22 protein-coding genes are annotated in these 24282 nt (G+C 62.3%); 13 read left to right on the forward strand and 9 right to left on the reverse strand.

Going from position 1 to position 24282, the window contains the following annotated elements:
* Nucleotides 1–57: 57 nt before the first annotated feature.
* Nucleotides 58–957, forward strand: coding sequence for a flagellar brake protein (locus LDZ28_RS16820; protein ID WP_244829533.1), 900 nt, complete (start codon nt 58–60; stop codon nt 955–957).
* Nucleotides 958–1066: 109 nt separating this feature from the next.
* On the opposite strand, the gene LDZ28_RS16825 is transcribed toward LDZ28_RS16820, so the two are convergent.
* Nucleotides 1067–1717, reverse strand: coding sequence for a DsbA family protein (locus tag LDZ28_RS16825; RefSeq protein WP_244829534.1), 651 nt, complete (start codon nt 1715–1717; stop codon nt 1067–1069).
* 125 nt (nt 1718–1842) lie between these two features.
* On the reverse strand, nt 1843–3183 hold the full coding sequence (locus tag LDZ28_RS16830; protein WP_244829536.1) for an FAD-binding oxidoreductase: 1341 nt from the start codon (nt 3181–3183) through the stop codon (nt 1843–1845).
* Between the two features lie 346 nt (nt 3184–3529).
* Between LDZ28_RS16830 and LDZ28_RS16835 the strand changes: the two genes are divergently transcribed.
* A complete protein-coding gene (locus LDZ28_RS16835) occupies nt 3530–3961 on the forward strand; it encodes an OsmC family protein (protein WP_244829538.1) in 432 nt (143 codons plus the stop codon).
* A gap of 61 nt (nt 3962–4022) precedes the next feature.
* Here LDZ28_RS16835 and LDZ28_RS16840 read toward each other — a convergent pair whose 3' ends face one another.
* Nucleotides 4023–4997 carry a diguanylate cyclase gene (locus tag LDZ28_RS16840; protein ID WP_244829539.1) on the reverse strand — a complete coding sequence of 325 codons (975 nt, stop codon included), beginning with the start codon at nt 4995–4997 and terminating at the stop codon, nt 4023–4025.
* A 282-nt stretch (nt 4998–5279) separates the two neighbouring features.
* On the opposite strand from LDZ28_RS16840, the gene LDZ28_RS16845 reads away from it, so the two are divergent.
* The 6 genes from LDZ28_RS16845 to LDZ28_RS16870 all read left to right on the forward strand — a co-directional run bounded on the left by LDZ28_RS16845 (nt 5280) and on the right by LDZ28_RS16870 (nt 10544).
* Nucleotides 5280–6386 (forward strand): calcium:proton antiporter, encoded by a 1107-nt coding sequence (locus LDZ28_RS16845; protein WP_370652208.1) that lies wholly within the window; start codon nt 5280–5282, stop codon nt 6384–6386.
* A gap of 129 nt (nt 6387–6515) precedes the next feature.
* Nucleotides 6516–7325 (forward strand): ABC transporter substrate-binding protein, encoded by an 810-nt coding sequence (locus LDZ28_RS16850; RefSeq protein WP_244829543.1) that lies wholly within the window; start codon nt 6516–6518, stop codon nt 7323–7325.
* An 84-nt stretch (nt 7326–7409) separates the two neighbouring features.
* Nucleotides 7410–8525 (forward strand): succinylglutamate desuccinylase/aspartoacylase family protein, encoded by a 1116-nt coding sequence (locus tag LDZ28_RS16855; protein WP_244829544.1) that lies wholly within the window; start codon nt 7410–7412, stop codon nt 8523–8525.
* Nucleotides 8526–8603: 78 nt separating this feature from the next.
* Entirely contained in the window at nt 8604–9068 is a 465-nt protein-coding gene (locus tag LDZ28_RS16860) for an RbsD/FucU family protein (RefSeq protein WP_244829546.1), read from the forward strand.
* Nucleotides 9069–9899: 831 nt separating this feature from the next.
* Nucleotides 9900–10274, forward strand: coding sequence for a hypothetical protein (locus tag LDZ28_RS16865; RefSeq protein WP_244829547.1), 375 nt, complete (start codon nt 9900–9902; stop codon nt 10272–10274).
* The gene (locus LDZ28_RS16870; protein WP_244829549.1) at nt 10275–10544 is read left to right on the forward strand and encodes a DUF1488 domain-containing protein; all 270 of its coding nucleotides are present in this window, start codon (nt 10275–10277) and stop codon (nt 10542–10544) included.
* A 39-nt stretch (nt 10545–10583) separates the two neighbouring features.
* On the opposite strand, the gene LDZ28_RS16875 is transcribed toward LDZ28_RS16870, so the two are convergent.
* Together LDZ28_RS16875 and LDZ28_RS16880 are read right to left on the reverse strand one after the other, a co-directional pair.
* Nucleotides 10584–12263, reverse strand: coding sequence for a response regulator (locus LDZ28_RS16875; protein WP_244829551.1), 1680 nt, complete (start codon nt 12261–12263; stop codon nt 10584–10586).
* Between the two features lie 4 nt (nt 12264–12267).
* Nucleotides 12268–13785 carry an ATPase domain-containing protein gene (locus LDZ28_RS16880; RefSeq protein ID WP_244829552.1) on the reverse strand — a complete coding sequence of 506 codons (1518 nt, stop codon included), beginning with the start codon at nt 13783–13785 and terminating at the stop codon, nt 12268–12270.
* 283 nt (nt 13786–14068) lie between these two features.
* On the opposite strand from LDZ28_RS16880, the gene LDZ28_RS16885 reads away from it, so the two are divergent.
* Entirely contained in the window at nt 14069–14221 is a 153-nt protein-coding gene (locus tag LDZ28_RS16885; RefSeq protein WP_244829554.1) for a hypothetical protein, read from the forward strand.
* Between the two features lie 156 nt (nt 14222–14377).
* Here LDZ28_RS16885 and LDZ28_RS16890 read toward each other — a convergent pair whose 3' ends face one another.
* The 3 genes from LDZ28_RS16890 to LDZ28_RS16900 all read right to left on the reverse strand — a co-directional run bounded on the left by LDZ28_RS16890 (nt 14378) and on the right by LDZ28_RS16900 (nt 18699).
* The gene (locus LDZ28_RS16890; RefSeq protein ID WP_244829561.1) at nt 14378–15784 is read right to left on the reverse strand and encodes an NCS2 family permease; all 1407 of its coding nucleotides are present in this window, start codon (nt 15782–15784) and stop codon (nt 14378–14380) included.
* A 329-nt stretch (nt 15785–16113) separates the two neighbouring features.
* Nucleotides 16114–17847: a gamma-glutamyltransferase gene (gene ggt, locus LDZ28_RS16895; protein WP_244829563.1), complete on the reverse strand. Its 1734-nt coding sequence runs from the start codon at nt 17845–17847 to the stop codon at nt 16114–16116.
* A gap of 90 nt (nt 17848–17937) precedes the next feature.
* Nucleotides 17938–18699, reverse strand: coding sequence for an SDR family NAD(P)-dependent oxidoreductase (locus tag LDZ28_RS16900; protein ID WP_244829564.1), 762 nt, complete (start codon nt 18697–18699; stop codon nt 17938–17940).
* 166 nt (nt 18700–18865) lie between these two features.
* Here LDZ28_RS16900 and LDZ28_RS16905 point away from each other — a divergent pair, with 166 nt between their 5' ends.
* Complete coding sequence (locus tag LDZ28_RS16905; RefSeq protein WP_244829566.1) at nt 18866–19336, forward strand: VOC family protein; 471 nt, start codon at nt 18866–18868, stop codon at nt 19334–19336.
* Between the two features lie 190 nt (nt 19337–19526).
* Here LDZ28_RS16905 and LDZ28_RS16910 read toward each other — a convergent pair whose 3' ends face one another.
* Entirely contained in the window at nt 19527–20429 is a 903-nt protein-coding gene (locus tag LDZ28_RS16910) for a LysR substrate-binding domain-containing protein (protein ID WP_244829568.1), read from the reverse strand.
* A 403-nt stretch (nt 20430–20832) separates the two neighbouring features.
* Between LDZ28_RS16910 and LDZ28_RS16915 the strand changes: the two genes are divergently transcribed.
* Genes LDZ28_RS16915 through LDZ28_RS16925 form a run of 3 tightly spaced genes read left to right on the forward strand, consistent with a single transcriptional unit; the run spans nt 20833 to nt 24281 of the window.
* Nucleotides 20833–22452, forward strand: a complete 1620-nt coding sequence (locus LDZ28_RS16915; protein WP_244829570.1) for a peptide ABC transporter substrate-binding protein — start codon at nt 20833–20835, stop codon at nt 22450–22452.
* A gap of 7 nt (nt 22453–22459) precedes the next feature.
* Complete coding sequence (oppB, locus tag LDZ28_RS16920; RefSeq protein WP_244829572.1) at nt 22460–23380, forward strand: oligopeptide ABC transporter permease OppB; 921 nt, start codon at nt 22460–22462, stop codon at nt 23378–23380.
* 10 nt (nt 23381–23390) lie between these two features.
* Nucleotides 23391–24281 carry an ABC transporter permease subunit gene (locus LDZ28_RS16925; protein WP_244829574.1) on the forward strand — a complete coding sequence of 297 codons (891 nt, stop codon included), beginning with the start codon at nt 23391–23393 and terminating at the stop codon, nt 24279–24281.
* Nucleotide 24282 lies beyond the last annotated feature (1 nt).

A 24282-nucleotide genomic window follows, 5' to 3' on the forward strand; every position in this document is an offset into this window, starting at 1 on the left:
TGACGGCGATTCCGCGACCGGAGACGATTGCGAAAACACTTAAGAATCGTCCGATAAATGATCGAAGACTCCGCCGTTGACGCACGACAGGCCATCGTGCGTCTTCAATCTGCCGACATCGTGCCGGGCGCGCCGCTCGGATGGGCGATCGTTTCCGCCGATGGGACGCCGCTTTTTGCAGCCGGCACCCTGATTCCCGACGAAGCGACGCGCGATTTCATTTTCAGGCAGTTCGATCCGCACCGGACTGCCGGCGACGCGGCGCCTCGACGAAAACCGGAAGAGCCGAGTGAGGAAACGCTCGTTCTCGACGACTTGGGTTTGTCGATCGGCGGCCGGATTGGCGTGCGTGTCACAGGCGGTTCGGGTTCGGCGATGTATGCGAGTCGCGTAATCGGTTTTTCGAATGCACGTCGCAATGGCGAGCGTTCGCTTTTCGTCACTCAGCCGCTCATGACGGGCTTCGATCCGCTGGACCTCACGCGTGGCGAACTGGTCGATCTCGTCGCGCTGACGGGAAAGGGCGTGTTCCGCTTCGCGTGTACGGTTGATGCGCTTTGCCGCGAGCCGTTCAGTTATGTGGTGTTATCGGCGCCAGGTACGATCCGCCGCCTGCGCACGCGCAAGTTCGTCCGCATGCCAACGCGCATGGCGGCATGCTTTGCCATCGAAGGCGAAGAGGGCGCGCTCAAACAGCCGGGTCGCGTGAGCGACATCAGTCCCTACGGCATGTCTTTGACTGTCGCGACGCCGAACGCGCGCGTGGGCGATCGTCTCGCACTCTCGTTTCGATTCGCGACGGACGGCGTCGATGTTCAGGTCGATACCATCGCCATCGTGCGTCACGTCGGCGACTTCGATGCATCGACGCAAAGCGCCGCTTATGGGCTTGAATTCGAATCGCTCGAACCGGCGCAGCGTATTGCGCTGAAGTCGTTCATGGCGGAGCATGGTTAGACGGGGCGTCGGCCGTTGCGCTTTGCCGAGCTGACATTCGCGAGCCTGCGCGTCGCCGGCGTCGTGGCCGAGCGCATGCCAGCCCCGCATCGCCCGCTTACCTCGAAGATCAACTCGGAAAGCCATCCGGAAACAATCGCTCGACCGCATTCTCGAAGTGCTGAATCGGCGCGGCGCCACGCAACGCGATGGGCGGCGGCGGTTCCTTGCCCGGCGCGGCTTCGCGCGACAGCACGGCAAACGGCACGCCGCTCACGCCCAGTTGCTTGGCGAACTCTTCGTCTTCGATCACGAGGTCCGTGTAGGTGCCTTCGTCGAGCGCTTCTTCGAGCAACTCCGGGTCGATGCCGCATGTCGCGGCAATATCGATGAGCGCGTCCGGATCGCCGATATCGATACCTTCCTCGAAGTAAGCCTTGAAGATCGCGCGATGCACGATATCGAAGCGCCCCGATTCCTGCGCAAAAAGCGCGGTCTCGAACGCCTTGCGGCTGCGCGGCGCGACGGGCGGCGGACGCATCAACATGTTGCGCTCCTCGGCAAGCGGAACCACCGAGTTTTCCCAGGCGTCCTGGGCTTGTTCGCTATTCGGATCAGGCAGCGGCGTGGGTTCGGGACGCAGTTCGAACGCGTGCCAGCGAAGCTCTACTGCGTTGCCATACGCCTTGGCGAACTGATCGAGCACCGGTGTTTCCAGGTAGCAGAAAGGACATGTGAAGTCCGACCAGACATCGACATACAAAACAGGCGTGGTTGCCATGAAAAAACCTCGAATACAGGGCGATGCATGCGCGCGCCCGGAAAGGACAAAACAGCAAAACCGGTATGTTAGCGCGTGCTGCGAGTCGATGTAGGCATGGCGCGGCGCGTTCAAAATTCGCCGGCTCAGAACCCGCCGTCGAGCTCGATCTTGCTGCCGTCGAAGAAGCGCGACAGACGGAAGGCGCGCGGGTCGACGAGCGGGATGTCGTTCGCGACGATATCCGCCATCAACCGACCCGCACCCGGACCGATGCCGAAACCATGCCCCGAAAATCCCGTGGCGATGAACACCCCGGGCGTTCCGTCGATGCCCGAGATGACCGGCACCGCATCGGGCGTTACATCGATATAGCCGGCCCACGACTGCTCGACCTTCACCGCGCCAAGCGCCGGAAAAACCGCGCGAAATTCGTCGAGCGCGCGCTGGTTGAAGGCCTCGACAGGCGCGGGGTCGAGCGTGCGCACGGACTCGAATACCGTCGGCCGATTCAGCGGCCAGTGGCGCGGACGGCGTAGTTCCTCGAAGAAGCGCGCGTTGAAGCCGAGCTTGAGCGCGCCGAGCTGGCTTTTGAGCGCGGGCAAAAACTTGAAGAACAGCCGGAAACTGTCGGGCGTGATGTCGCTGTAGTTGCGGAACGCGTTGGCGATGGTATAGCCGCCGTCGAGCCGCTTGCGATAACCCATCGCGTGATTGCACGCGCTCACGTCGGGACCGCCTTCGAGCGGCGCCGTGCGCATGACCGACGAACGCACCATGAGCTGTGGCACATCGACATCGAGGTTGCCCGCGAAGAGCCGCGTCCACGCGCCGCCCGCGACCACCACGCTCGTGCACGCGATCCGTCCGTATTCCGTCACCACGCCGCTGACCTTGCCGCCGCTCGTTTCCACGCCGCGCACGGCGCAGGGCGTGAGTATCTTGACGCCTCGCTTGCGCAGCGCGGCGGCCATCGCCGGGACGGCGCGTTGCGGTTCGGCGCGGCCATCGCCGGGCGTGTAGATGCCGCCCGCGAAGCGGCGTGACGCGCCGGTCATCAGCGCGGCGGTTTCATCGGCGGAGATGATGCGCGAGTCGAGCGCGTCGCGGCCGACTTTTGCGACCGCGCGCGCGAGCCACGCTTCGTGATCGGCGAGTGCTTTGGCGTCGTCGGCGGCATAGAGGATGCCGCACTCGCGAAAGCCGGTGTCGATGCCGAATTCTTCATCGATACGACGCCACAGCTTCAGACTCTCGAGACTGAGTTCGAGCTCGCGCAGGTCGCGATGTGTCGCGCGGCACCAGCCCCAGTTGCGGCTCGACTGCTCGCCCGCGATGTGCCCTTTCTCGCACACCGCCACCGACAAGCCCTTGGCCGCCAGCGAGCGCGCGGTGCTGATGCCGATCACGCCGCCGCCCACGACGACCACGTCGACACGTTCGGGCAGCGTTCTGTCTTCGTCGATACGTTCTGTCAGCGGTCCCATGTCAGGACGCGCGCTCGTCAAGTCGTGCCGTTACGTTCATGTGTCGGTCAGGTTGAGCCGGGAGGCAGTCATGCTAAGGGATGCGCCTCTTTTTGACCATATGAATGAAATTGCCGCGATGTTGCATCGGGGCATGAAGCGCATGTTGCACGCCGTCTGCGCATGCGCCGGCGATCCGCTACGATAGGGCAGGCGCGGCGTCCAGGAGCAAACACAAGCGGATGCGCCGCGTCCGACAGCACCCGTCATCGAGCGTCAGGCACGGCGCGTGCGAACTCAGCGCCGCATGCGTCACGCGCCATTGGCGCCAGTCAACGCAATTTCACCCCATCTCTGGAGAACTTTCATGCAAAAGACAGCATCGGCGAAGTGGAGCGGCGGCATCAAGGACGGCAAGGGTTTCATCTCGACGCAAACCGGCGTGCTCAACGAAGCGCCGTATGGCTTCAAGTCGCGTTTCGAGGAAGGTCCGGGCACGAACCCGGAAGAGTTGATCGGCGCGGCGCACGCTGGCTGCTTCACGATGGCGCTTTCGCTGCAACTCGAGCTCGCGGGTCTGAAGGCCGAAAGCCTGGAAACGAAATCGACCGTCACGCTCGATAAAGACGGCGAAGGCTTCACCATCACCGCGTGTCAACTCGATCTGAAGGCGAAGATTCCCGGCGCCGACAAGGCTGCATTCGACAAGGCCGCGCAAGCCGCGAAGGAAGGCTGTCCGGTGTCGAAGCTATTTGCGGGCAACGCGAAGATTACGCTGAACGCCGAACTGGTTTCCTGAGCGTTCGAGGCGTGGTTTGAGTGAAAAGACGCGGACCGGTCATCTCGACCGTCCGCGTTTTTTAATGCCGCGCCGCGTTCTTCCTCTCGGCCTTATGCGCGTACATTTTGCTGTCGCTTTCAATCAGAAGGTCGAAGAAACTCGCATGCTGCGCGGGATCGAACTGCGTCTGTCCAACGCTGAAGCGAATCTCGTAACCACGTGTGGCCGAAGCATTGTGCGCAGCCAGCTTTGCGCGCAGACGTTCGAGCGCGTGGGCGGCTTCCTCGTCGCTCGCGTCGGTCAGGAGCGCGACGAATTCGTCGCCGCCAAGCCTGCCGATGACATCGCTTGCACGCAGCGAAGCGCGCAAGGCATCGGCGAAAGCGACGAGCGCGCGGTCGCCTTCCGCGTGACCGAAGGTGTCGTTGATGCGCTTGAAATCGTCGAGATCGAAGAACAGCAGCGACGCGCGCCGATCGAGCCGTTTGCAGATATTGAGCGCATGCCGCGCTAGCGCTTCGAAACCGCGACGGTTGGCAATGAGCGTCAGGTCATCGACGGTTGCAAGTTCGATCGCCGCGATCTCCTGTTCCGCGATATGCGCGAGATCGCGCAAGAGGCTGCGCTCTTCGCCGTCGAATTCGCGGGGACGGGTATCGATGAGACAAAGCGTGCCCAACTTGCTGCCATTGGGCACCGTCAGCGGATGCCCCGCGTAAAACCGAATGCCGGGCGCGCCAGTCACGAGCGGATTGTCATGGAAGCGCGTATCGATGCGCGCATCGGGAATCATCAACACGTCGTCATGCAGAATGGCGTGCGCGCAGAACGACACATCGCGCGAAGTCTCCGGCACATCGAGACCGATGCACGACTTGAACCACTGCCGATTCTCATCGATCAGGCTCACGAGCGCGATCGGCACGCCGAACAGCCGCCGCGCTAGGCGCGTGAGACGGTCGAAGCGCTCTTCCGGCGGGGTATCGAGGATATTCAGCGAGCGCAGCGTGGCGAGCCGGGCGGCTTCGGTCGGGGGTTTGGGCGCGACGAGCATGGATCTCCGTTTCCTGAGACGGTTTGGCGGCAAGGCCGCTGACGACGGGGCAATCGGCAACAGTGCTTATTCTCCGACAAATACGCCAATGCTTCAGCACGAAGCCGAGCGCAGCGCTCGCTTCGACAGTCTCGCGCCGCGCGGCGTTTTCGCTATCATGCCGATGGACCGCGGCCCTTTGTCACGGCGCTTTCATCGCCCTTGCAGCGCACCTTCGTCGCGCAGGCGGGTCGGACATGGTGGCACTTCGCCATGAACCGACGACCCCTTTACCTGATTCGCATGGAGCGCCCATTGAAACTCAAGTTCGACTGGACCGTCATCACCCCGATTCTCGCGCTCGTCGTGCTTGTGGCCACCGCGCTCGTTCACAACACCGCGCTCATGGCGCTGGCCGCCATCGCGCTGGCGTTCGCGGTGTTCGCGGCCGTGCATCATGCCGAAGTAGTCGCGCATCGCGTCGGCGAGCCGTTCGGCACGCTGGTGCTGGCCATCGCGGTGACGGTGATCGAAGTCGCGCTGATCGTCTCCGTCATGCTGTCCGGCGGCCCCGAAAAAGCCGGCTTGCCGCGCGACACCGTGTTCGCCGCGATCATGATTTGCAGCAACGCGATCATGGGGCTGTGTCTGCTGATCGGCGGCATGCGGCATCACGTGCAGGATTTTCAGTTGCAGGGCGCAAGCGCCGCGCTTGCCATTCTCTGCGCCATGTCCGTGCTCACGCTCGTCCTGCCGAACTTCACGAGCACCGTGCCGGGACCGGGCTTGTCCACTTCGCAACTCGTGTTCGTCGGGGTGATATCGCTCGTGCTGTATGTGGTGTTCGTGTTCGTGCAGACCATCCGGCATCGCGACTACTTTTTGCAAGCCGTGCCGGATGTCGTCAAGCTAACCGCCACCGAAGACGACGTGCCCCACGCGCCGCCGCCGACCAACGCCGCCGCATGGACCGCGCTCGGCTTGCTTGTGCTGTCGCTTTTGTCCGTGGTCGGGCTGGCGAAGCTCTTGTCGCCTGCGGTCGAGGCGGGCGTCGCGGCAGCCGGTGCACCCGAGGCGGTCGTCGGCGTGGTGATCGCCGCGCTCGTTTTGTTGCCCGAAGGTCTCGCGGCATTGCGCGCGGCGCGTCTAAACCGGCTGCAAACGAGTTTGAACCTTGCGCTAGGCTCGGCGCTCGCGAGCATCGGTTTGACCATTCCCACGGTTGCGATCGTGTCGATCCTCATCGGCCAGCCTATCTCCCTCGGGCTCGCGCCGAAGGAGATCACCATGCTCGCGGTGACGCTGCTCGTCTCCGTGATCACGCTCGGCACCGGGCGCTCGACCGTGCTGCAAGGCGTCGTGCATCTGGTGATCTTCGCGGCCTTCCTGTTCCTGACCGTCGTGCCATGAGCATCGACGCATGCGGTTTTGCTACCATTCACGGTTTTCCGGCGCGCGCCGCGGGTTTCGTCGACCCGTCACGCGCTTGGCAGTAATCGCTCCGGCGTCGATTTTCACCGCAAGTCTCGAAGGATTGGAATGTCGTTCAAGAAGTCAGTCAGCAAGTCCGCATCGTTCGCTTTCTCCGCGATGCTCGCAGCACTCGCCGTCACCTCGGTTTCCGTTCACGCCAAGGAACTCACGCAGATCCGCTTCGCCGTCGATCCCAGCTACCCGCCGTTCGAATCCAAGCAGGCGGATGGCAAGCTGGCCGGTTTCGACATCGACCTCGGCAATGCGCTTTGCGCGCAGATGAAGGTCAAATGCGTGTGGGTCGAAAACAGTTTCGACGGCATGATTCCCGGCCTCAAGGCGCGCAAGTTCGACGCCGTGTTGTCCGACATGGGCATTACCGAAGAACGCCTGAAGCAGATCGATTTCACCCAGCCGCTCTACGATACCCACGCGCAACTCGTCGCGCGCGCGGGCTCGGGCATTCTGCCGACGCCGCAGGCGCTCAAGGGCAAACGCGTCGGCGTCGAACAGGGCACGGTGCAGGAACACTACGCGCGCGTGAAGTGGGAACCGCAGGGTGTGACCGTCGTGCCTTACGGCGATGAGGATCAGGTCGAGAACGATCTGGTCGCGGGCCGTATCGACGCCATGTTCACCGATGCCGCGCAAGCCGCCATCGGCTTTCTGAAGAAGCCGCAAGGCAAGGCGTTCGCGCTCGTCGGGCCGATTGTCGAAGACCGGGCGATCATCGGTCCGGGCACGGCAATCGGCTTGCGCAAGGGCGACGCCGATCTGAAGAACGGCCTGGACCAGGCGTTCGACGCGATCAAGAAGGACGGCACGTTCAAGCGCATCATGGCGAAGTATTTCGCCACCGATATCTCGATTCAGTAAGCGCCCTGGCGTTTAGCGTTCCGAGTGTCGACCGAAAAGGCATCGCTTGCGGTGCCTTTCTCTTTTTACGAGGCAATTCATTCGATGCAGATCACGCACCATCCGCTCGTCGCCGCTTCGCCTGGAACGGGGCGCGCGATCACGAGCTACGCCTTCGGCGCGGAACATGGGCCGAAGGTCTATATCCAGGCGTCGCTGCACGCCGACGAACTGCCGGGCATGGTGGTCGCGTGGTATCTCAAGCGGCATTTCGCGGAGTTGGAAGCGGCGGGGCGCCTGAACGCGCGGATCGTGCTCGTGCCCGTGGCGAATCCGGCCGGGCTCAATCAGCACTGGTTCGGCACGCAAATGGGCCGCTTCGACATGCAGTCCGGACAGGATTTCAACCGGCGCTTTCCCGCGCTTGGGCCGGGGCTCGTCGATGGACTCAAGCAACACCTGACTGGCGATGAAACGCACAACGCCCGCGCCATCCGCGCCGCCTTGCGCGATGCGTTCGCGGCGCTCGAGCCCGCGACCGAACTCGAATCGCAGCGCATCGCGCTAATGACGCTGGCTTGCGATGCCGATCTCATCATCGACATGCATTGCGACTGGGAAGCCGTCGCGCATCTCTACACGACGCCCGAGGCCTGGGTTCGGATCGAATCGCTTGCGCGCTATCTCGGCAGCGAGGCGCAATTGCTCGCGGACGTTTCGGGCGGCGAGCCGTTCGACGAAGCGTGCGTATCGGCGTGGCGTTATCTGCGTGACGCGTTCGCCGGACGCTTCCCCATTCCTCGGGGCGCGGCAACCGTCACTCTCGAACTGCGCGGCGTGCGCGACGTATCGCGCGAAACCGCCTCGCGCGATGCACAGGCAATCGTCGATTATCTGACGCACGCGGGTTTTATTTCGGGCGCTGCCCCCGCGCTGCCCGCGCTCACCAATCCGCCGACGCCGCTTGCCGGATGCGAATACCTTCACGCGCCGATCTCCGGCGTGATTCTGCATGCGCGCGAGGTTGGAGAGAGAGTGCGCGCGGGCGATGTCGTCGCTGAAGTGCTCGATCCGCTCCATGACGAGCTCGTGCCGCTCATCGCGCAGAGCGACGGCGTGCTGTACGCGCGGCACTGGACGCGGTTCGCGACGGCGGGAATGCTGGTGGCGCGCATCGCGGGCGCGGAAGTCCGGCGCGAAGGCGACCTGCTCGTGCCTTGAAGTTGCCGACGAGTCGTCCCACGCGGTTACCATACGTCGGCAAACCCGGTTTCAATGTCCACGGAGAACGACAGGAACATGCTGAAGAATCTCGATCCCTTGCTCAACGCCGACATCCTCCACGCACTCTGCGCGATGGGCCACGGCGATGAAGTCGTCATCTGCGACGCCAACTTTCCCGGCGATTCCGTCGCGCGTCAGACCGTGCGCGGACAGTTGCTGCGTCTCGACGGCATCAACGCGCCGCGTGCGGTGCGGGCCGTGTTGTCTGTGCTGCCGCTGGATACGTTCGTCGATCATCCCGCCGAGCGCATGGAAGTGGTCGGCGACCCGGATGCGCTGCCTGCCGTACAGCGTGAAGTACAACGCGAAGTCGACGACGCCGAAGGCCGCGCCGTTCCGCTCGCGCCCGTCGAGCGCTTTGCTTTTTACGAGCGCGCCAAACAGGCTTATTGCGTGATTCAGACGAGCGAAGCGCGCGGCTACGGCTGCTTCATCTTCAAGAAGGGCGTGCAACTCGCGCCGGACACGCCGGCGCAATGACGCGCTGATTTCTTGACGCTAGCGTGCGGCGCCTGACCGCGATCATGAAAACAGAATAGCCGGCCGGGCAACCCAGCGCGGTTTTCTGTCGGGCGCCTGCGCAAGCAGGGTCGGCCCGGCGGGAAGCGAGACATCCACGAGCGTATTACGGCGCGAGCATACCTTGCAGATGAAATAGCAGCCGAAGCTGTCGACGCTAGCTTCGGCCTTGGCGCGCGAGATCCTGCCGCTGCATCGTATGCAGGTCCACATAGATTCACCTTCGTTGTCGGAAAACTGGCTTTGGCTGGTTTCGCGCCGCCAGCGAAGTTCTTCCTATACCGGCTCTTTCGAGACCGGCAACTCGTCGAAGGTCTGCTCGCCATGAAACGCGAACACGTTGTCAAATGCACGCGGCTTGGTGCGACGTGTCTCGTGAAATGACAGTCAGAAAACTTGCTCGATAAGCGATGCCGCCAGTACTGGACAAATGCGGATCAGGGCAGTTTCAACGTGTAGTGATGCTGCCTCACCATGCGCTCAAAGCGAGCGAAAAGCAAACGGTATCGGGGAGGAGCAAGCAGAATGAGGCTGTTTCGGCTTGATATTAAGGCATGCTATAAAAGCTTCGAAAAGGCTTCGAGCCGTGCTTCCACTCTCTCAAAACTGCCGGTAAAAAAATAAATCGCGACAGTTCCTCCGAAAGCGCCCACACTATGTGGCGCAGCAGTCGCCTTCGCGTCTGTGCAAGTCGGGGAGCAGGATCATGGCAAAAGGTCAGGTACGCGGAAATAAAGAGGCTAAAAAGCCCAAACAGCCGAAGAAAGTAGAGTCGCCGGCAGCGGCCGTATCGTGGGCCACGCCCAAGAAAAGCGCGGAAGCCAGCGCATCCGTGAAGAAGAAATAGCCTTAGCGCGACATTCGTTCAAGCTGTCCTCGGTGCATGGCGAGACGACGCTCTATTCTGACTTCGCCATTGAAGTGGAAGTCAGACGCCCACCACCGAGTCCCGATGTTTTCTCTTTCCGGACTGGAACCAGCATGACAACGAGACCCAAAGTCAATCCCGCCGTGGCCGTCAAACAAAGCGAATATACGATCGCGCAGAAGTCGCGTGCGTCGGCGCTGAGCAACGCGGACAGCGAGCGCGCTCAAAAGCGCCGCGACAATGACGCGCTTATCGACGTCAACGCGAGCAAATGGCGTTACGTGGGCCCGGGTGTCTAGATGGGAAAACCCGCGGAAGTCCTCAACTTCCCGAACCCCAGCCGCAGCTACGACGCCGCAAGACACGGCGTGTGCTTCTGGGGTTACGACAGCAAGCGCGAGATCAGCTTTCTGGTCGAGGACAAGACGCTTGCCGCGCTGAATCCCGGCATGGGCACGGGTGAGATGGCGCTGCTCGCCACGTTCGACCGTAATCGCGAACGCATTCTCGAACTGGCGAAGGGTCTCTACACGGGCGGCCCGCAGAATCGTTATACGATCCACGAGTAGCGTTCAACGCCGTTCAATCGTCACGTTGTCGCGGCGGCTTCAGTTGTCCAGCGCAATACGTACCGTGCGCGCGAGTTCATCGAGCTGAAACGGCTTGCGCAGCGCGGCAAAGCGCTTTTCCTTGATCTTCGATACATCGACGTCCGCATAGCCCGTTGCCAGGATCACCGGCAGATCGGCACGAAGTTCACGCGCTTTCGCGATCACCTCCATGCCGTTCATGCCGGGCATCGCGAAGTCGACCATCATCAGATCGGGATGGTCCAGTGGCAGGCGCTTGAGGCCGTTGGGGCCGTCGCAGGCGTGTGTCACCGAATAGCCGAGCGTCTGCAGACATTCGACGAGCATCTCGCGCACGTCTTCGTCGTCTTCGACCACGAGGATGCGCTTCGCGCCCGATGCGCTGTCCTCGGGTTTGAGCGCAACGTCGGCTTCCTGCAAATCCTTCGCGCCCAGCGGCAACCAGATTTCGACGCTCGTCCCTTTGCTCGGTTCGCTTTCGATACGCGCCACGCCGCCCGCCTGCCGCGCGATGCCGTAGACCTGGCTCAAGCCGAGCCCCGTCCCTTTGCCGACTGGTTTGGTCGTGAAGAACGGGTCGAACACGCGCGACAGCACGCCTGGCTCGATGCCCGAGCCCGAATCGCTCACACGGATGACCACGTAGCGTCCAGCCGTGAAGGTTTCGTCGGGCGCGGGGCGCTCGCCCGCGTGGATCGTTAGGCGCCCGCCGCCGGGCATGGCGTCGCGCGCATTGATCGTGAGATTGAGGACGGCCAGTTCCAGCTGATTGGCATCCGCCTGGGTCCAGAGGTCTTCGGAATCGGAGGTCGTGGTGAACGCGATCGACGAGCCGAGCGAGATCGAGATGATGTCGCGCATGCCTTGCAAAAGCGACGCGACGTTGACCGCTTTCAAATCGAGATTGCTGGTGCGCGAAAACGTCAGCAACTGCGCGGTGAGCTTGGCGCCGCGTTCGGTGGCGCGCTTGGTCGTCGCGGCCATTTTGCGCACGCGCTCGTCGCTGCTGATTCGCGCGATCAATTCCGCGTTCGCCATGATGACATTCAGCAGATTGTTGAAGTCATGCGCGATGCCGCCCGTCAATTGCCCGAGCGCCTCCATCTTTTGCGACTGCACGAGCACGGCCTGCACCTTGGCGCGCTCGTGGATTTCGCGCATCAGGCGATTATTTGCCGATGCCAGTTCCTGGGTGCGCTCGGCGATACGGCTTTCCAGCGAGTCGTTGAGCCGTTCGAGCGCTTCCTGCGCCTTCGAGCGCGCGATCAGATGCTGCTCCGACTCCGCGAGATGCCGGCGCGCATCGTACTGGCGCGCACGCGCCCGGAGCGACGACATCACCGCGCGGCGCAAGGTCTCCGAGTTCAGCGGACGTTCGAGGACGAGCACGTTGCCAAGACGCTCCAGCATGTCGATACTCGCGGCCGAGCGCCGTTCGGTTGCGCGTCCTGAAAGCAGAATGATGGGAAAGTCGGACCACGCCGGTTGCCGGTCGATCCAGGCGGCGAGCACTTCGCCGTTGTCGCTCTTGAGCGATTCCTCGGTGACGATGGCAGTGCCCGCGCCGCGGTCGAGTTCGGCGGTGAGGCAAACCGAATCGGCGCACGCGAAGCAATCGCGGTCATCGAATGCGAGGACATCGGCGATTACGTCGGCATCGCGGCCGAATGGCGCCACTATCAGAACGCGAAACTCCATGGCGCTAGTTCCCCGAGGAGCCCGCGTGACTGGTGTCGGGAACCAGCATGGCCGTGCCGCCCTTGTACGAAGGCAGGCCGCTCAGAATGCCTTCGAAGTCGCGCAATGCCTCGCCGACGTTCAGCCCGCCCGCGCCCAGCTGAAATTGACGAATCGAGCGCTCATGGCCGCTCGCGCGGCTTTTCACGGCGGTCAGCGCCGTCAGCACTTCGCCTTGACGCTCGAAGTAGCGAAACAGCAGGACCACGTCGCTGAGATAACTGATATCCACGTCGCTCTGTATTTCGCCGATGATTCCATGCTGCCCCAGCACCAGCATCGTGATGACGCCGCGCTGGTTCAGATAGGTGAGCAGTTCGTGCATTTGCAGGAGCAGGTAGCGCTCGCCGGGCATCGCTTGCAGATACGCGTTCAGGCTGTCGATGGCAACGTAGCGCGCGTTGCCCTGTTCGACGCTCTGTCGCACGCTGCTCGTAAACTCTCCGGGCGATATTTCGGCGGGATCGACCTGGCGCAAGTTCAGCAAGCCGCTGTCGAGATGCGGCCGCAGATCGATGCCGAGGCTCGTCGAGCGCCGCAAAAGCGTGGTGCGCGTCTCATCGAAAAGATAGTAGACACACGGCTCGCCGCGTTCGAGCGCGGCGAGCAGACACGAGGTCACGGTGGTCGTCTTGCCCACGCCCGACGGCCCGACGATGAGCGTATTGGTGCCTGGCACGAGGCCGCCGCCGAGAAGCGCATCCAGCCCGGCCGTGCCGGTGCTGAGCGGCTTTGCCGAGAAATCGGCGTGATGTTCAGACGCGATCAGACGCGGATAGACTTCAATGCCGCCGGTGTTCAGCGTCATGTCGTGAAAACCTTCGCGAAACTTGATGCCGCGCATCTTCGCAATCCGCAGGCGCCGGCGCTCGCCGCCGTAGTCGTGCACGAGATTGTCGAGGCACAGCACGCCGTGCGCGATGCTGTGCAACTGCAGATCGCCGGGCTCGGACGTGTTGTCGTCGAGCAGCATGACGGTGCAGGCGCGCGTCGCGAAGTAACGCTTCAACGCGAGAATCTGTCTGCGATAACGCAGCGGGTTTTGCGAGAGCATGCGCAACTCGGACAAGCTGTCGAAGACGAGTCGCGCGGGCTTCACTTCATCCACTTGCGCGATGACATCGCGCACGGTTTCGCCCAGTTCCACTTCAGCGGGATGCAGCACGGTCTGCTCGTAACGCGGGTCGAGCCCTTCGTCCGATAGAAGTTCGATGATGGTGAAGCGGTTCGTGTCCCAGCCATGGCTCTCGGCCACGGCGACGAGTTCTTCCTTCGTCTCCGAAAGCGTCACATAAAGACCTGGCTCGCCGACTTCCGCGCCCTTGAGTAAGAACTGCAAGGCGAGAGTCGTTTTGCCCGCACCCGGCGCACCTTCGATCAAATACATGCGATGCGGCGTCAATCCGCCGCCGAGAATGTCGTCGACTCCCTCGATGCCCGTCGGAATGCGGGCGGGCAGGGCTTGCGTGGTTTTTTCTGGCATGTGCTCGCGCTTTCTGTTGTCTGGCCTTTTTATCTGGCCTTTCGCGCGAGCAATCGGAAAACATTGGAGAACGCCCGCGCCTCGCGTGGCGGTTGCAAGAAGCGAGCCAGTACATGCCGGCGCTGCGACGTTCGTTAAATTTACCGACTATCCAGCAAATTCCTGTTGCAAAAATCCAAACCAGAGCGACGCTTTTTAAGATTTGGTTGCAATGCAGCATGAAAAGCGTATAGTTAGGGTTATCACCTAGCTAGTTACCCTGATTCTTTACCTGAGAGACGCCATGAAAACCACCGCTCAACAATCTTTGTTCGTTTCGTTCGGTTCGTTCCTGCGCTCGGCGAAGGCAACGGTGCGCCGCGAGTGGAATCGCGCGCTGCAATTGCATCTGCAAAACTGCGAGATGCTCGTCGAATCGTATCGCCGCACCAAGTAAGTCGGACAGTACCCGGTCAGAGTTTCAAAGCAACGCCCCGGAAGCGAATGGCTCCCGGGGCGTTTGTCTTTTGCGAGCGCGTACCGCAGCTCGCCAGAGCGACAACGGCGCGCCTCCTCACGGAGAGCGCGCCGTTGTCGCATCGGATGGCGACGTCTAGATCGCCCAGCCGCCGAGATAGAACACCGCGAGCACGATCGCGATCGCGACCGTCCCCACGTTCAGCTTGCGATACTCGCCCGCCACGATCCGCCCGATCACCAGCGTGCAGAAGCCAAGCATGATGCCGGTGACGATATTCGCCGACAGCACGATGAACACGGCGCATACGAGCCCGGACATGGAGTCGACGGTATCGTCCATGTGCAGCTTGCTCACGTTGCCGAGCATGAGCAGGCCGACGTACATCAAGGCAGGCGCCGTCGCGTAGGAGGGCACGAGACCGGCGAGCGGCGAAAGGAACATCACCGCGAGAAAGAGCAGGCCGACGACCGTTGCCGCAAGCCCCGTCTTCGCGCCCGCCGCCACGCCCACCGACGATTCGATATACGCCGCCGCCGGTGCACCACCGAAGCATGCGGAGAAGATCGAGCTGAGCGAATCGGCCGTCAGCGCGCGTCCGCCGTTGACGATGCGCCCGTTGGCGTCGATCTGACCCGCCTGGCCCGCGACGGCGCGGATCGTTCCGGTGGCATCGAACACGGCGGTCATCACGAGTGCGAGCACGCTCGGCAGCACGGCCATCGAGAGCGCGCCCTTGATGTCCATCGCGCCGATGAGCGACGCGTGTCCCGGCGTCGCGAGCGAAGGCAGCGCAAACACGCCGTGAAAGCGCACGGACGGATCGAAGATCAGGCCGATAGCCGACAGGCCGACCACCACGAGCAGAATGCCGCCCGGCACGCGCCGGCGTTCCAGCCCGAAAATCGCCGCCAGGCCGAGCACCGACATCAGCACGGGAAATGCGCGGATCGCGCCCAGCGAAACCGGCATGCCCGGCGCGGGATTTTTAACGATCAGGCCGACGTCGTTGGACGCGATCAGCAGCAGAAACAAGCCGATGCCGATGCCCGTGCCATGCGCGACGCCCGTCGGCAGATTGCGCAAGATCCACGAGCGCACGCCAGTCACGGAGATCGCGGTGAAAACGACGCCCATCAGGAACACGGCGCCCAGTGCGATGGCAGGCGAGAGGCCTTTGCCGAGCACGAGACCGAACGCGGTGAATGCGGTTAGCGAGATGGCGCAACCAATCGCGATAGGCAGACGCGCCCATACGCCCATCAGCAGCGAGCCGAACGCGGTCGTGAGGCACACGGCGACGAACACCGCGCTGGTATCGAAACCGGCCTTGCCGAGCATGCCCGGCACGACGAACACGGAGTAGACCATCGCGAGAAAGGTCGTGATGCCCGCGACCACTTCGGTCTTTTCCGTGCTGCCAGCGAGCGATATGCCGAAGTAGCGGTCAAGAAAGCCGCCGCTCGCGGTCGGTGCCGTGTCCTCTCGTTCGATAGGGGAAATGTCGATGTCGCCAAGCTGCTGGGCGGGGGATTCCAACATGAGCTGCTCCTTTATCAGCACGCTGAAACGGTCGACCGTGCGCGCAATCAAGCGCACTGCGGTCCGTCGTCAGGGTCGTCTCGTATTTAGTTCTGGATGTAGCCTCGTGCTCGCCGCTGATGGCTGCACTCGGTCAGGACAAAGACTATGGGAACGCAACGCGAGGTCCAATCCCGTGGAAAACATGCCGCTCATGCCAACATTCTTATATTTCTGAGAGTCCTAAGCTGGCTGGGGCTTCCCGCCAGAACGATAAACGCCGGACTAGGGCAAATGCCTAGGCCGGCGTTGGGGGTGAATGCTTCGTCACGTACGCCCTGACAAACCCATTACTGCATGATTCGCGATACACCGCGTCCGCGCGGGTCGGACATGGGCTCGGGCGTGTCGCCGTTGATGCGGATAGCCTGAATGTCGCCATTGAAGCCTTGCATCGTGAACTTATAGCCCTTGTCTTCGAGCTGCTTCACGACTTCCGGATCGAGCTGATGGAACGGCTCCTGGTAGATCGTGTCCGGCGGCAGCAACTGATGATGAAAACGCGTCGCGCCCACGGCTTCAGGTAGCGGCAAGTTGAAGTCGTAGACGTTCGAGAGCACCTGGAAGATCGACGTGAAAATGCGCGAGCCGCCCGGCGTGCCGATCACCATCGCGACCTTGTCGTCACGCGTGAGGATGGTCGGCGTCATGGAAGACAGCGGCCGCTTCTTCGGCTCGATGGCGTTGGCGTCGCTGCCGACCACGCCGAACATGTTCGGCACGCCCGGCTTCGAAGCGAAGTCGTCCATCTCGTCGTTGAGCACGACGCCCGTGCCTTCGGCGATCACGCCCGAGCCGAAGTAGCCGTTGATGGTGTAGGTGTTCGACACCGCGTTGCCCCATTTGTCAACGACAGAAAAGTGCGTCGTCTCCGCTTTCTCGGGCATCGATGTACCGAGGCCCGGCAGCACGCTCTTCGTCTCCGAGGGCTTGTCGGGATTCACTTCCTGTGCGCGTTTCAGGATGTAGTCGTCGTCGGTGAGTTGTGCAACCGGCACCTTGTAGAAGTCGGGATCGCCGAGATATTGCGCACGATCGGCGAAGACGCGTTTCTCGATTTCCGCGACGAGGTGAATGTACTGCGCCGAATCCAGCGGCGCGCCTTCGAACTTGTCCTTCAGGTCCGCCTTCATCTTGAGCAACTGCACGAGGCCGACGCCGCCCGAACTCGGCGGCGGCGCGGTGATCACGCGATAGCCGTTCCAGCTCGCGACGATCGGTTGCCGCCAGACCGCCTTGTAGTCTTTCAGATCGCGCGACGTGATGAGACCGTGGCCAGCCATGGAAGTGGCGATCAGCTCGGCCGTTCTGCCTTCGTAGAAGCCCTTGGCGCCCTTGTCGGAGATGCGCTGCAAGGTATCCGCGAGATCGGGCTGCTTGAATACCTGACCCGCCTTCATGCCGCCGAAGTAGAGATCGAAATTCGTCTTGCCGGCGAAATCCTTCGATGCGGCGTCACGCCGGGAAATCAGTTGATCGTCGACGAGAAAGCCGTTTTCCGCATACTTGATGGCGGGCGCGAGCACCTGCTTCCACTTCAGCTTGCCGAAGCGCTTTTGCGCCTGCCACATGCCTTCCACCGTGCCCGGCACGCCGACCGCGCGATGTCCGTAAAGGCTCATGCCCTTGATGACCTCGCCCTTGTCGTCGAGATACATGTTGCGTGTGGCCGTGAGCGGCGCGCGTTCGCGATAGTCGAGGAAGTACGGACGATGATCCACGTACAGCGTCATGAATCCGCCGCCGCCGATATTGCCCGCTTCCGGATAAGTCACCGCGAGCGTGAAGGCGATGGCGACGGCTGCATCGACCGCGTTACCGCCTTGCTTCAGGATTTGCTCGGCGGTGTCGGCGGCGAACTTGTCGGCAACCGCCACGGCCGAGGCGGTGAGGACTTGCGGCTGAGTGTCCGCGGTCTTGGCAACGGCGGGCGTGGTTTCGACGAAACCGGCCGCCAGAAGCGCCGAGGCAACGATGGCGCTCAGTGCGAGCGTGCGAAAGCGCGGTTCTCTTTTCGACTGCATCTCCTGCGTTCTCCTTAGGCTTTTCAGGGTTGTAAGCGCTTATACCATGTTCGCGGCGCGCCAAGAAATGGCACGCGCCGCATCATGCGCTCAAGGCATCAACTGACCGCCGTTCACGTCGATGATCTGGCCAGTCACATAGCGCGACATCGCCTCGGAGGCGAGATAGAGGAACGCGCCGCTGCAGTCGTCCGGCTCGCCTATGAAGCCCATCGGAATTGACTTGCGGAAGGATTCGAGCTGTTCCGGCGAGGTGAAGCGCTCCTGAAACGGCGTCTGGATCACGCCGGGCGCGACGGCGTTCACGCGGATGCGATCGCCCATCAGTTCCTTGGCCATGCCCTTGGTGATCGTGCTGACAAAGCCTTTCGACGCCGCATAAAGCAGCGCGCCTGGACCGCCGCCGTTGCGCGCCGCGACTGACGTCACGTTGATGATCGAACCGCCGCCGCCCGAACGCAGCGAGGGCAGCGCCGCGCGCGTGAATGCAACCACCGAGCGCGCATTGATATGCATGACTTCGTCGAAGAGCTCGTCGGTAACGTCGCCGATCGGCTCGCGCTTGACGAGGCTTCCCGCGTTGTTGATGAGCACGTCGATCTTGCCGAACGCTTCGACCGTCGCGGCGACGGCGGCATCGATGGCCTTCGAATCGCGCACGTCCGCACCCACGGTAACGGCCGAGACCCCCAGCGCGCGCACGTCGCTCGCGACTTGCTCGGCTTGGTCCTTCGAGCTGTTGTAGTGCACCGCGATATTCGCGCCGTATTGGCCGAACGCACGCGCCGCCGCCGCGCCGATACCCGTGCTCGCGCCGGTGATGAGGATCGATTTGCCTTTCAGATCGTGCATGAGTGCTCCAGTGTGGTTGTTTTATGAACGGGACAGGTTGCGCCAGCCAAGAGTATACGGAGCATTCGCGGGCGGCGTCGGGCGGCGCGCATGCCGCGCCCAAACCGGCCGCAAACAGTGGCAACATGTTCATCTGCTCACGTCGAAGTGAAACCAGGAGACGCACATGAACGCACAAGTCGATCCCATCCCCGCCGACCGTCAAGGCGTGATCCCGTACATCGCGGTGGCGGGCGGCGTGACGGCCATCGAGTTCTATACGAAGGTGTTTGGCGCTACCGAGATCTACCGGCTCGAACAGCCGGGCGGGCGCATCGGGCATGCGGAGTTGTCTATCGGCGGCAAGGTCGTCTATCTGTGCGACGAATTTCCGGAGATGGATGTGAAAGGCCCGCTCTCCATAGGGGGCAGCCCGGTGATGCTGCATCTCTATGTCGATGACGTCGATGCCGTCGCCCAGCGCGCGGTGGACCAGGGCGCGACCATTCTGCGCGCGGTCGAAGACCAGTTCTATGGCGATCGCGGCGGCAAGATTCGCGATCCGTATGGGCATGTGTGGTGGGTGGCAACGCACCGCGAAGATGTGTCGCCGGAGGAGATGCAGCGGAGGGCGGAGGCGTTGTTTGGCGGGGCGTGATTCTTTAACGCCCATCTGACGCGCTTACGATATGCGCGACGAGTCGGCTCGCGTGGAGCACGCGTCCGTCGGAACGACGCGCCGCGATGAATTCGCCAGCTACGAAGCGCGCTTGTCGGCGCGAGCGCGGCGAAGAATTCACTACGCATCGAAACGCGGGTGAACCGCGCGCCACGCTCGAACGAAGCCGCTACGCATCGAACGAATAAGTCTCGACCACGCGCCGCACCGAATCCCTGAACGACGCGACGAGATCCGAACGAATGCCGCTGCCCGGATACGACAGCGCGTATTCATATTCGATATCGGTTTCGAACGGCCGCACGACCACGCCGTGCGAGCGCCAGACCTTGGCCGCGAACGGCTCGACGATCGACACGCCCAGACCGCCCGCGACCATCGCGTAGCGCGTGTGGGCAGTGTCGGTGAGCACGGTATAGCGGGGCCTTTCTTCGGTCGCCGAAATGAGCGATTGCTCCGCCTCGTAAGGCTGCCGCGCATTGGGCAGCCAGCCGATCAGCTTCTCGCCGCGCAAGTCGTCCGGACGGATGATCTTCTTCGCAGCGAGCCTGTGCGACGCGGGCATCGCGCAAAGCGCACGCGCTTTCAGCAAGGTCTCGACTTCAATGCCTGCCACCGCGGGAAATGCCTGACTCAAGGCAACATCGGCGGTGTGATTTTGCAGGCTGACGAGCACCTCGGGCACCTTCACCGAATCCACCTTGATCGGCACGCCCGGATGACGCTCCGTGAAGTCGGCAAGCACGGGCGGCAACAACGTGGTGGCCAACACCGGCATGCAGGCGACGGTCAGGCCGTCCGAGGCTTCGTCGCGGATCATCTGCGCGACCTGTTTCAGGCGCTCCAGCCCGAGGAAGTTTTCCTCGACGGACTTATAGAAGCGCAGGCCCGCGTTGGTTGGATTCAGACGGCCGCCGATACGGCTGAAGAGGCTGAAGCCAAGATCGGCTTCGAGATCGGCAATCAGGCGGCTGATGGCCGGTTGCGTCACATGGAGTTTGCGGGCGGCGCCGACGCTGGTGCCCGTCATGATGAGGCTACGGAATGCCTCGATCTGGCGAAAACGAATCATTTTGGGGACGGCTTTGTCAAGCGGCTCTGGTAGTGCAGTTTCGGTACTGCGAGGACGCAGATCTTATAGGAAACAATGCTTTACTGCCTTTTCGATGCGCTTTGACGCATGCCGGCCGTGTGTGTTTTGCCAACAATTCGCACGAGTATTCGAAAAATTTAGTCACTATAACGACATGTGAGTGGCATCCGTCTTATTGATACGAAATACTCGCCGCCAACCTAGAAGCGCGATGAAAGGCCCGGCGCAAGCCAAAGGTTGGCCGCGGCGCGCGGGCGCAGTGCTTCGGGCTCTACGAATCTGGCCATGATGATTCGTTGAGCCAATTGTTTAGTGCAGCCGAACTAAACGACCGGCGCAACAGCAACGATAACCAAGACAACGAGACAAGAAGGAAAACGCAATGCGCACGACCTCACTTACGCCCAAATACACTCTCGCGATGCTCGCGGCGCTGGCCTTCACGACGTCGGCGCACGCTGCCATCGTGCCGTCGGGCGTTACGCTTGCCGCCAAGCAGGAACTGGTGCGCAATAACGGCTCCGAAGTCGAAACGCTCGACCCCGCGCTGGTCGAAACGGTCGTGGCGGCGAACGTCACGCGCGACCTGTTCGAGAGCCTCACCGCCGCCAACGCGGACGGCACCGTGGTGCCGGGCGTGGCCGAAAAGTGGGAGCAGAAGGACGCGACGACCTGGCTCTTCCATCTGCGCAAGAACGCCCGTTGGTCCAATGGCGAGGCTGTCAGTGCAAACGATTTCGTGTACGGCTGGCAGCGTTTCATCGACCCGAAGACGGCATCGTCTTATGCGAGCGTGTTCGGGCCGTTTCTCCTGAATGGCGCCGAGATCGTCGCGGGCAAGAAGCCGGCCAGCGCGCTCGGCGTGCGCGCCATCGACGCCTATACGATCGAAGTCAAGACCGCCGGCCTCGTGCCGTTCCTCCCGGAACTGATGTCGAATCAGAACTTTGCGCCGGTGTATCGCGCGGGCGTCGAGAAATATGGGAAAGACTGGACCAAGCCGGGCAAGCTCGTGAGCAACGGCGCGTTTCAGTTGAAGGACTGGCAGGTCAACAGCAAGCTCGTGCTGACAAAGAACGCGAGTTACTGGGACAAGGAACATGTGCAGCTGACGCAAGTGACCTATCTGCCCGTCGAGGACGAAAACACGGACGTGAAGCTCTTCCAGTCGGGCGATAACGACATGACTTATCAGATTCCGACTGGCACGTTTGCCAAGTATCGCCAGCAGTTTCCGAACGACATTCGCAATTCGCTGATCCTCGGCACGCGCTATTACAGCTTCAACAATCGCGATCCGCTCCTGAAGGACGTGCGCGTGCGCAAGGCCTTGTCGATGGTGATCGACCGCGATCTGCTCGCGCAGCGCGTGACCGCCGACGGCCAGACGCCCATGTACGGGTTGATGCCCAAGGGCGTGCAGGGCGCGGATGTATCGGCATATGACTGGTCTGCCTGGCCGATGTCCAAGCGCGTCGAGGAAGCGAAGAAGCTGCTCGAACAAGCCGGCGTGAAACCCGGCACGAAGCTGCGTTTCGCCATGAACACGAGCGACTACAACAAGAAAATGGCGATTTTCGCGGCGTCGGAATGGAAGACCAAGCTCGGCCTCGACACGCAGATCGAATCGATGGAATTCAAGGTTCTGGTCAAGAAGCGTCACGAGGGCGACTATCAGATCGCACGCAATGGCTGGGTCGCCGACTACAACGACGCCACCACGTTCCTCACGCTCGTGCAGTGCAAGTCCGAGCAGAACGACAACTTCAATTGCAATCCGAAGGCCGACGCGCTCGCGCAGCAAGCCAGCGAGACGACCGATCAGGCGAAGCGCACGCAGTTGCAGACGCAGGCGGCGAAACTCGTGATGGAGGATTATCCGTTCCTGCCGCTCCTGCAATACGGCCTGCCGCGACTGGTGAAGAGCTACGTAGGCGGCTATTCGCTCAAGAATCCGATGGATCACTACGGCAGCAAGGACCTCTACATCGTCAAGCACTGAGATACCTATGTGGTCTTATACATTGCGGCGCGTGCTGCTCACGCTGCCTACGCTTCTCATCGTGATCACGGTGTGCTATTTGCTGCTGCACGCCACGCCCGGTGGTCCGTTCGACGGCGAGCGCAAGGTTTCCGCCGAAGTGCTCGCGAATCTGCAGGCGAAGTACCACCTCGGCGAGCCGTTGTGGAAGCAGTACCTGCTGTATCTCGACAGCTTGTTGCACGGCGACCTGGGCGCCTCGTTCCGCTATGCCGACTGGAGCGTGAACGAACTCGTGCTGCGCGCCTTGCCCGTGTCGCTCTCCATCGGCGGCGTGTCGATGCTGCTCGCCATCATTATCGGCGTCGCCTTCGGCGTGGCGGCGGCGCTTCGGCGCAACAGCATGATCGATTACGCGCTCATGTTCGTGAGCAACGCGGGCAACGCGTTTCCCTCGTTCGTGATCGGGCCGGTACTGATCCTCGTGTTCGCCATTGCGCTGAAATGGCTTCCCGCGGGCGGCTGGAACGACTTTCAGATGCGCTACATGGTGCTGCCCATCGCGCTGCTCGTGATGATCAACGTCGCCACCGTAGGCCGTGTGACGCGTGCGAGTCTCATCGAAGTGATGAACACGCAGTACATCCGCACCGCGCGCGCGAAGGGCTTGCCCATGCGCACCATCGTGCTTCGCCATGCGATGAAGCCCACGCTCATTCCAGTCGTCTCGGTGCTCGGTCCGCTCGCGATTTCCTCGATCACGGCGGCGGTCGTGACGGAGTCCGTGTTCTCGTTGCCGGGCATCGGCAAGCTGATCGTGAACGGCGCGGCCAACCGCGATTACACACTGGTGCTGGGACTCGTCGTGCTCGTCACGGTGGTGGCCGTGCTGCTCAACCTTCTGGTCGACCTCGCCTATGCGTGGCTCGATCCGAAGATCCGTTACTAAAGGGCGCCCAATGAAATCCGTATCTTTAGCGCCGCTCTTGGAACAGGCCGTCGCGGGCCGAAGCCCCTGGCAGGACGCCCGCGCGCGCTTCGTGCGCAACAAGGCGGCGGCGGTCAGTCTCGCGTTGCTCGCGGTCATCACGCTTATCTGCATAGTCGGACCGTGGCTCTTGCCGAATCAGTTCGATTCCGCCGACTGGAACGCCATGAGCGCCGCGCCCACGTTCGAAAACTGGCACCTCTTCGGCACCGATGAAACCGGGCGCGATCTGCTCGTGCGCTGTCTCATCGGCGGACGCGTGTCGCTCGTGATCGGCGCCCTCGCCACGTTGATATCGGTCACGCTCGGCATTGTGTGGGGCGCGCTGGCGGGATTCATCGGCGGGAAGATCGATAACGCGATGATGCGTTTCGTCGACATGATGTACGCCATTCCGTACCTGCTGATCGCCATTCTCATGGTCACGCTGCTCGGCCGCGAGTTCTATCTCGTCGTGCTCACCATCACCGTGTTCTCGTGGATGGACATGGCGCGCGTGGTACGCGGCCAGACGCTCGCCATTCGCTCGAAGGAATACGTGGAAGCGGCGCGCGCCATCGGCGTGCCGACCTCGCGCATCATCGTGCGGCATGTGGTGCCGAATCTGCTCGGCATCGTCGCGATCTATACCACCGTCACGGTGCCCGGCGTCATTCTTACCGAATCCGTGCTGTCGTTTCTCGGGCTCGGCGTGCAGGAACCGATGACGAGCTGGGGCGTGCTGATTCAGGACGGCGTAGGGGTGATGGAAACCTCGCCGTGGATTTTGCTGTGTCCGGCGGCGCTGCTTTCGATCACGCTCTATTGCATCAACTTCGTCGGCGACGGTTTGCGCGACGCACTCGATCCGAAGGACAGGTGAG

The sequence above is a fragment of the Caballeronia sp. TF1N1 genome (assembly GCF_022878925.1).
Lineage (GTDB): Bacteria > Pseudomonadota > Gammaproteobacteria > Burkholderiales > Burkholderiaceae > Caballeronia.

Bases quoted from the DNA above. Each gene is read 5' to 3' on its own strand.
- LDZ28_RS16860 (WP_244829546.1), top strand. From the start codon at position 8,604: ATGCTGAAGAATCTCGATCCCTTGCTCAACGCCGACATCCTCCACGCA.
- LDZ28_RS16840 (WP_244829539.1), bottom strand. From the start codon at position 4,997: ATGCTCGTCGCGCCCAAACCCCCGACCGAAGCCGCCCGGCTCGCCACG.
- LDZ28_RS16845 (WP_370652208.1), top strand. From the start codon at position 5,280: ATGGAGCGCCCATTGAAACTCAAGTTCGACTGGACCGTCATCACCCCG.
- LDZ28_RS16880 (WP_244829552.1), bottom strand. From the start codon at position 13,785: ATGCCAGAAAAAACCACGCAAGCCCTGCCCGCCCGCATTCCGACGGGC.
- LDZ28_RS16915 (WP_244829570.1), top strand. From the start codon at position 20,833: ATGCGCACGACCTCACTTACGCCCAAATACACTCTCGCGATGCTCGCG.
- LDZ28_RS16855 (WP_244829544.1), top strand. From the start codon at position 7,410: ATGCAGATCACGCACCATCCGCTCGTCGCCGCTTCGCCTGGAACGGGG.
- LDZ28_RS16820 (WP_244829533.1), top strand. From the start codon at position 58: ATGATCGAAGACTCCGCCGTTGACGCACGACAGGCCATCGTGCGTCTT.
- LDZ28_RS16825 (WP_244829534.1), bottom strand. From the start codon at position 1,717: ATGGCAACCACGCCTGTTTTGTATGTCGATGTCTGGTCGGACTTCACA.
- LDZ28_RS16835 (WP_244829538.1), top strand. From the start codon at position 3,530: ATGCAAAAGACAGCATCGGCGAAGTGGAGCGGCGGCATCAAGGACGGC.
- LDZ28_RS16900 (WP_244829564.1), bottom strand. From the start codon at position 18,699: ATGCACGATCTGAAAGGCAAATCGATCCTCATCACCGGCGCGAGCACG.
- LDZ28_RS16850 (WP_244829543.1), top strand. From the start codon at position 6,516: ATGTCGTTCAAGAAGTCAGTCAGCAAGTCCGCATCGTTCGCTTTCTCC.
- LDZ28_RS16925 (WP_244829574.1), top strand. From the start codon at position 23,391: ATGAAATCCGTATCTTTAGCGCCGCTCTTGGAACAGGCCGTCGCGGGC.
- LDZ28_RS16890 (WP_244829561.1), bottom strand. From the start codon at position 15,784: ATGTTGGAATCCCCCGCCCAGCAGCTTGGCGACATCGACATTTCCCCT.
- LDZ28_RS16885 (WP_244829554.1), top strand. From the start codon at position 14,069: ATGAAAACCACCGCTCAACAATCTTTGTTCGTTTCGTTCGGTTCGTTC.
- LDZ28_RS16830 (WP_244829536.1), bottom strand. From the start codon at position 3,183: ATGGGACCGCTGACAGAACGTATCGACGAAGACAGAACGCTGCCCGAA.
- LDZ28_RS16910 (WP_244829568.1), bottom strand. From the start codon at position 20,429: ATGATTCGTTTTCGCCAGATCGAGGCATTCCGTAGCCTCATCATGACG.
- oppB (WP_244829572.1), top strand. From the start codon at position 22,460: ATGTGGTCTTATACATTGCGGCGCGTGCTGCTCACGCTGCCTACGCTT.
- LDZ28_RS16905 (WP_244829566.1), top strand. From the start codon at position 18,866: ATGAACGCACAAGTCGATCCCATCCCCGCCGACCGTCAAGGCGTGATC.
- LDZ28_RS16870 (WP_244829549.1), top strand. From the start codon at position 10,275: ATGGGAAAACCCGCGGAAGTCCTCAACTTCCCGAACCCCAGCCGCAGC.
- LDZ28_RS16875 (WP_244829551.1), bottom strand. From the start codon at position 12,263: ATGGAGTTTCGCGTTCTGATAGTGGCGCCATTCGGCCGCGATGCCGAC.
- ggt (WP_244829563.1), bottom strand. From the start codon at position 17,847: ATGCAGTCGAAAAGAGAACCGCGCTTTCGCACGCTCGCACTGAGCGCC.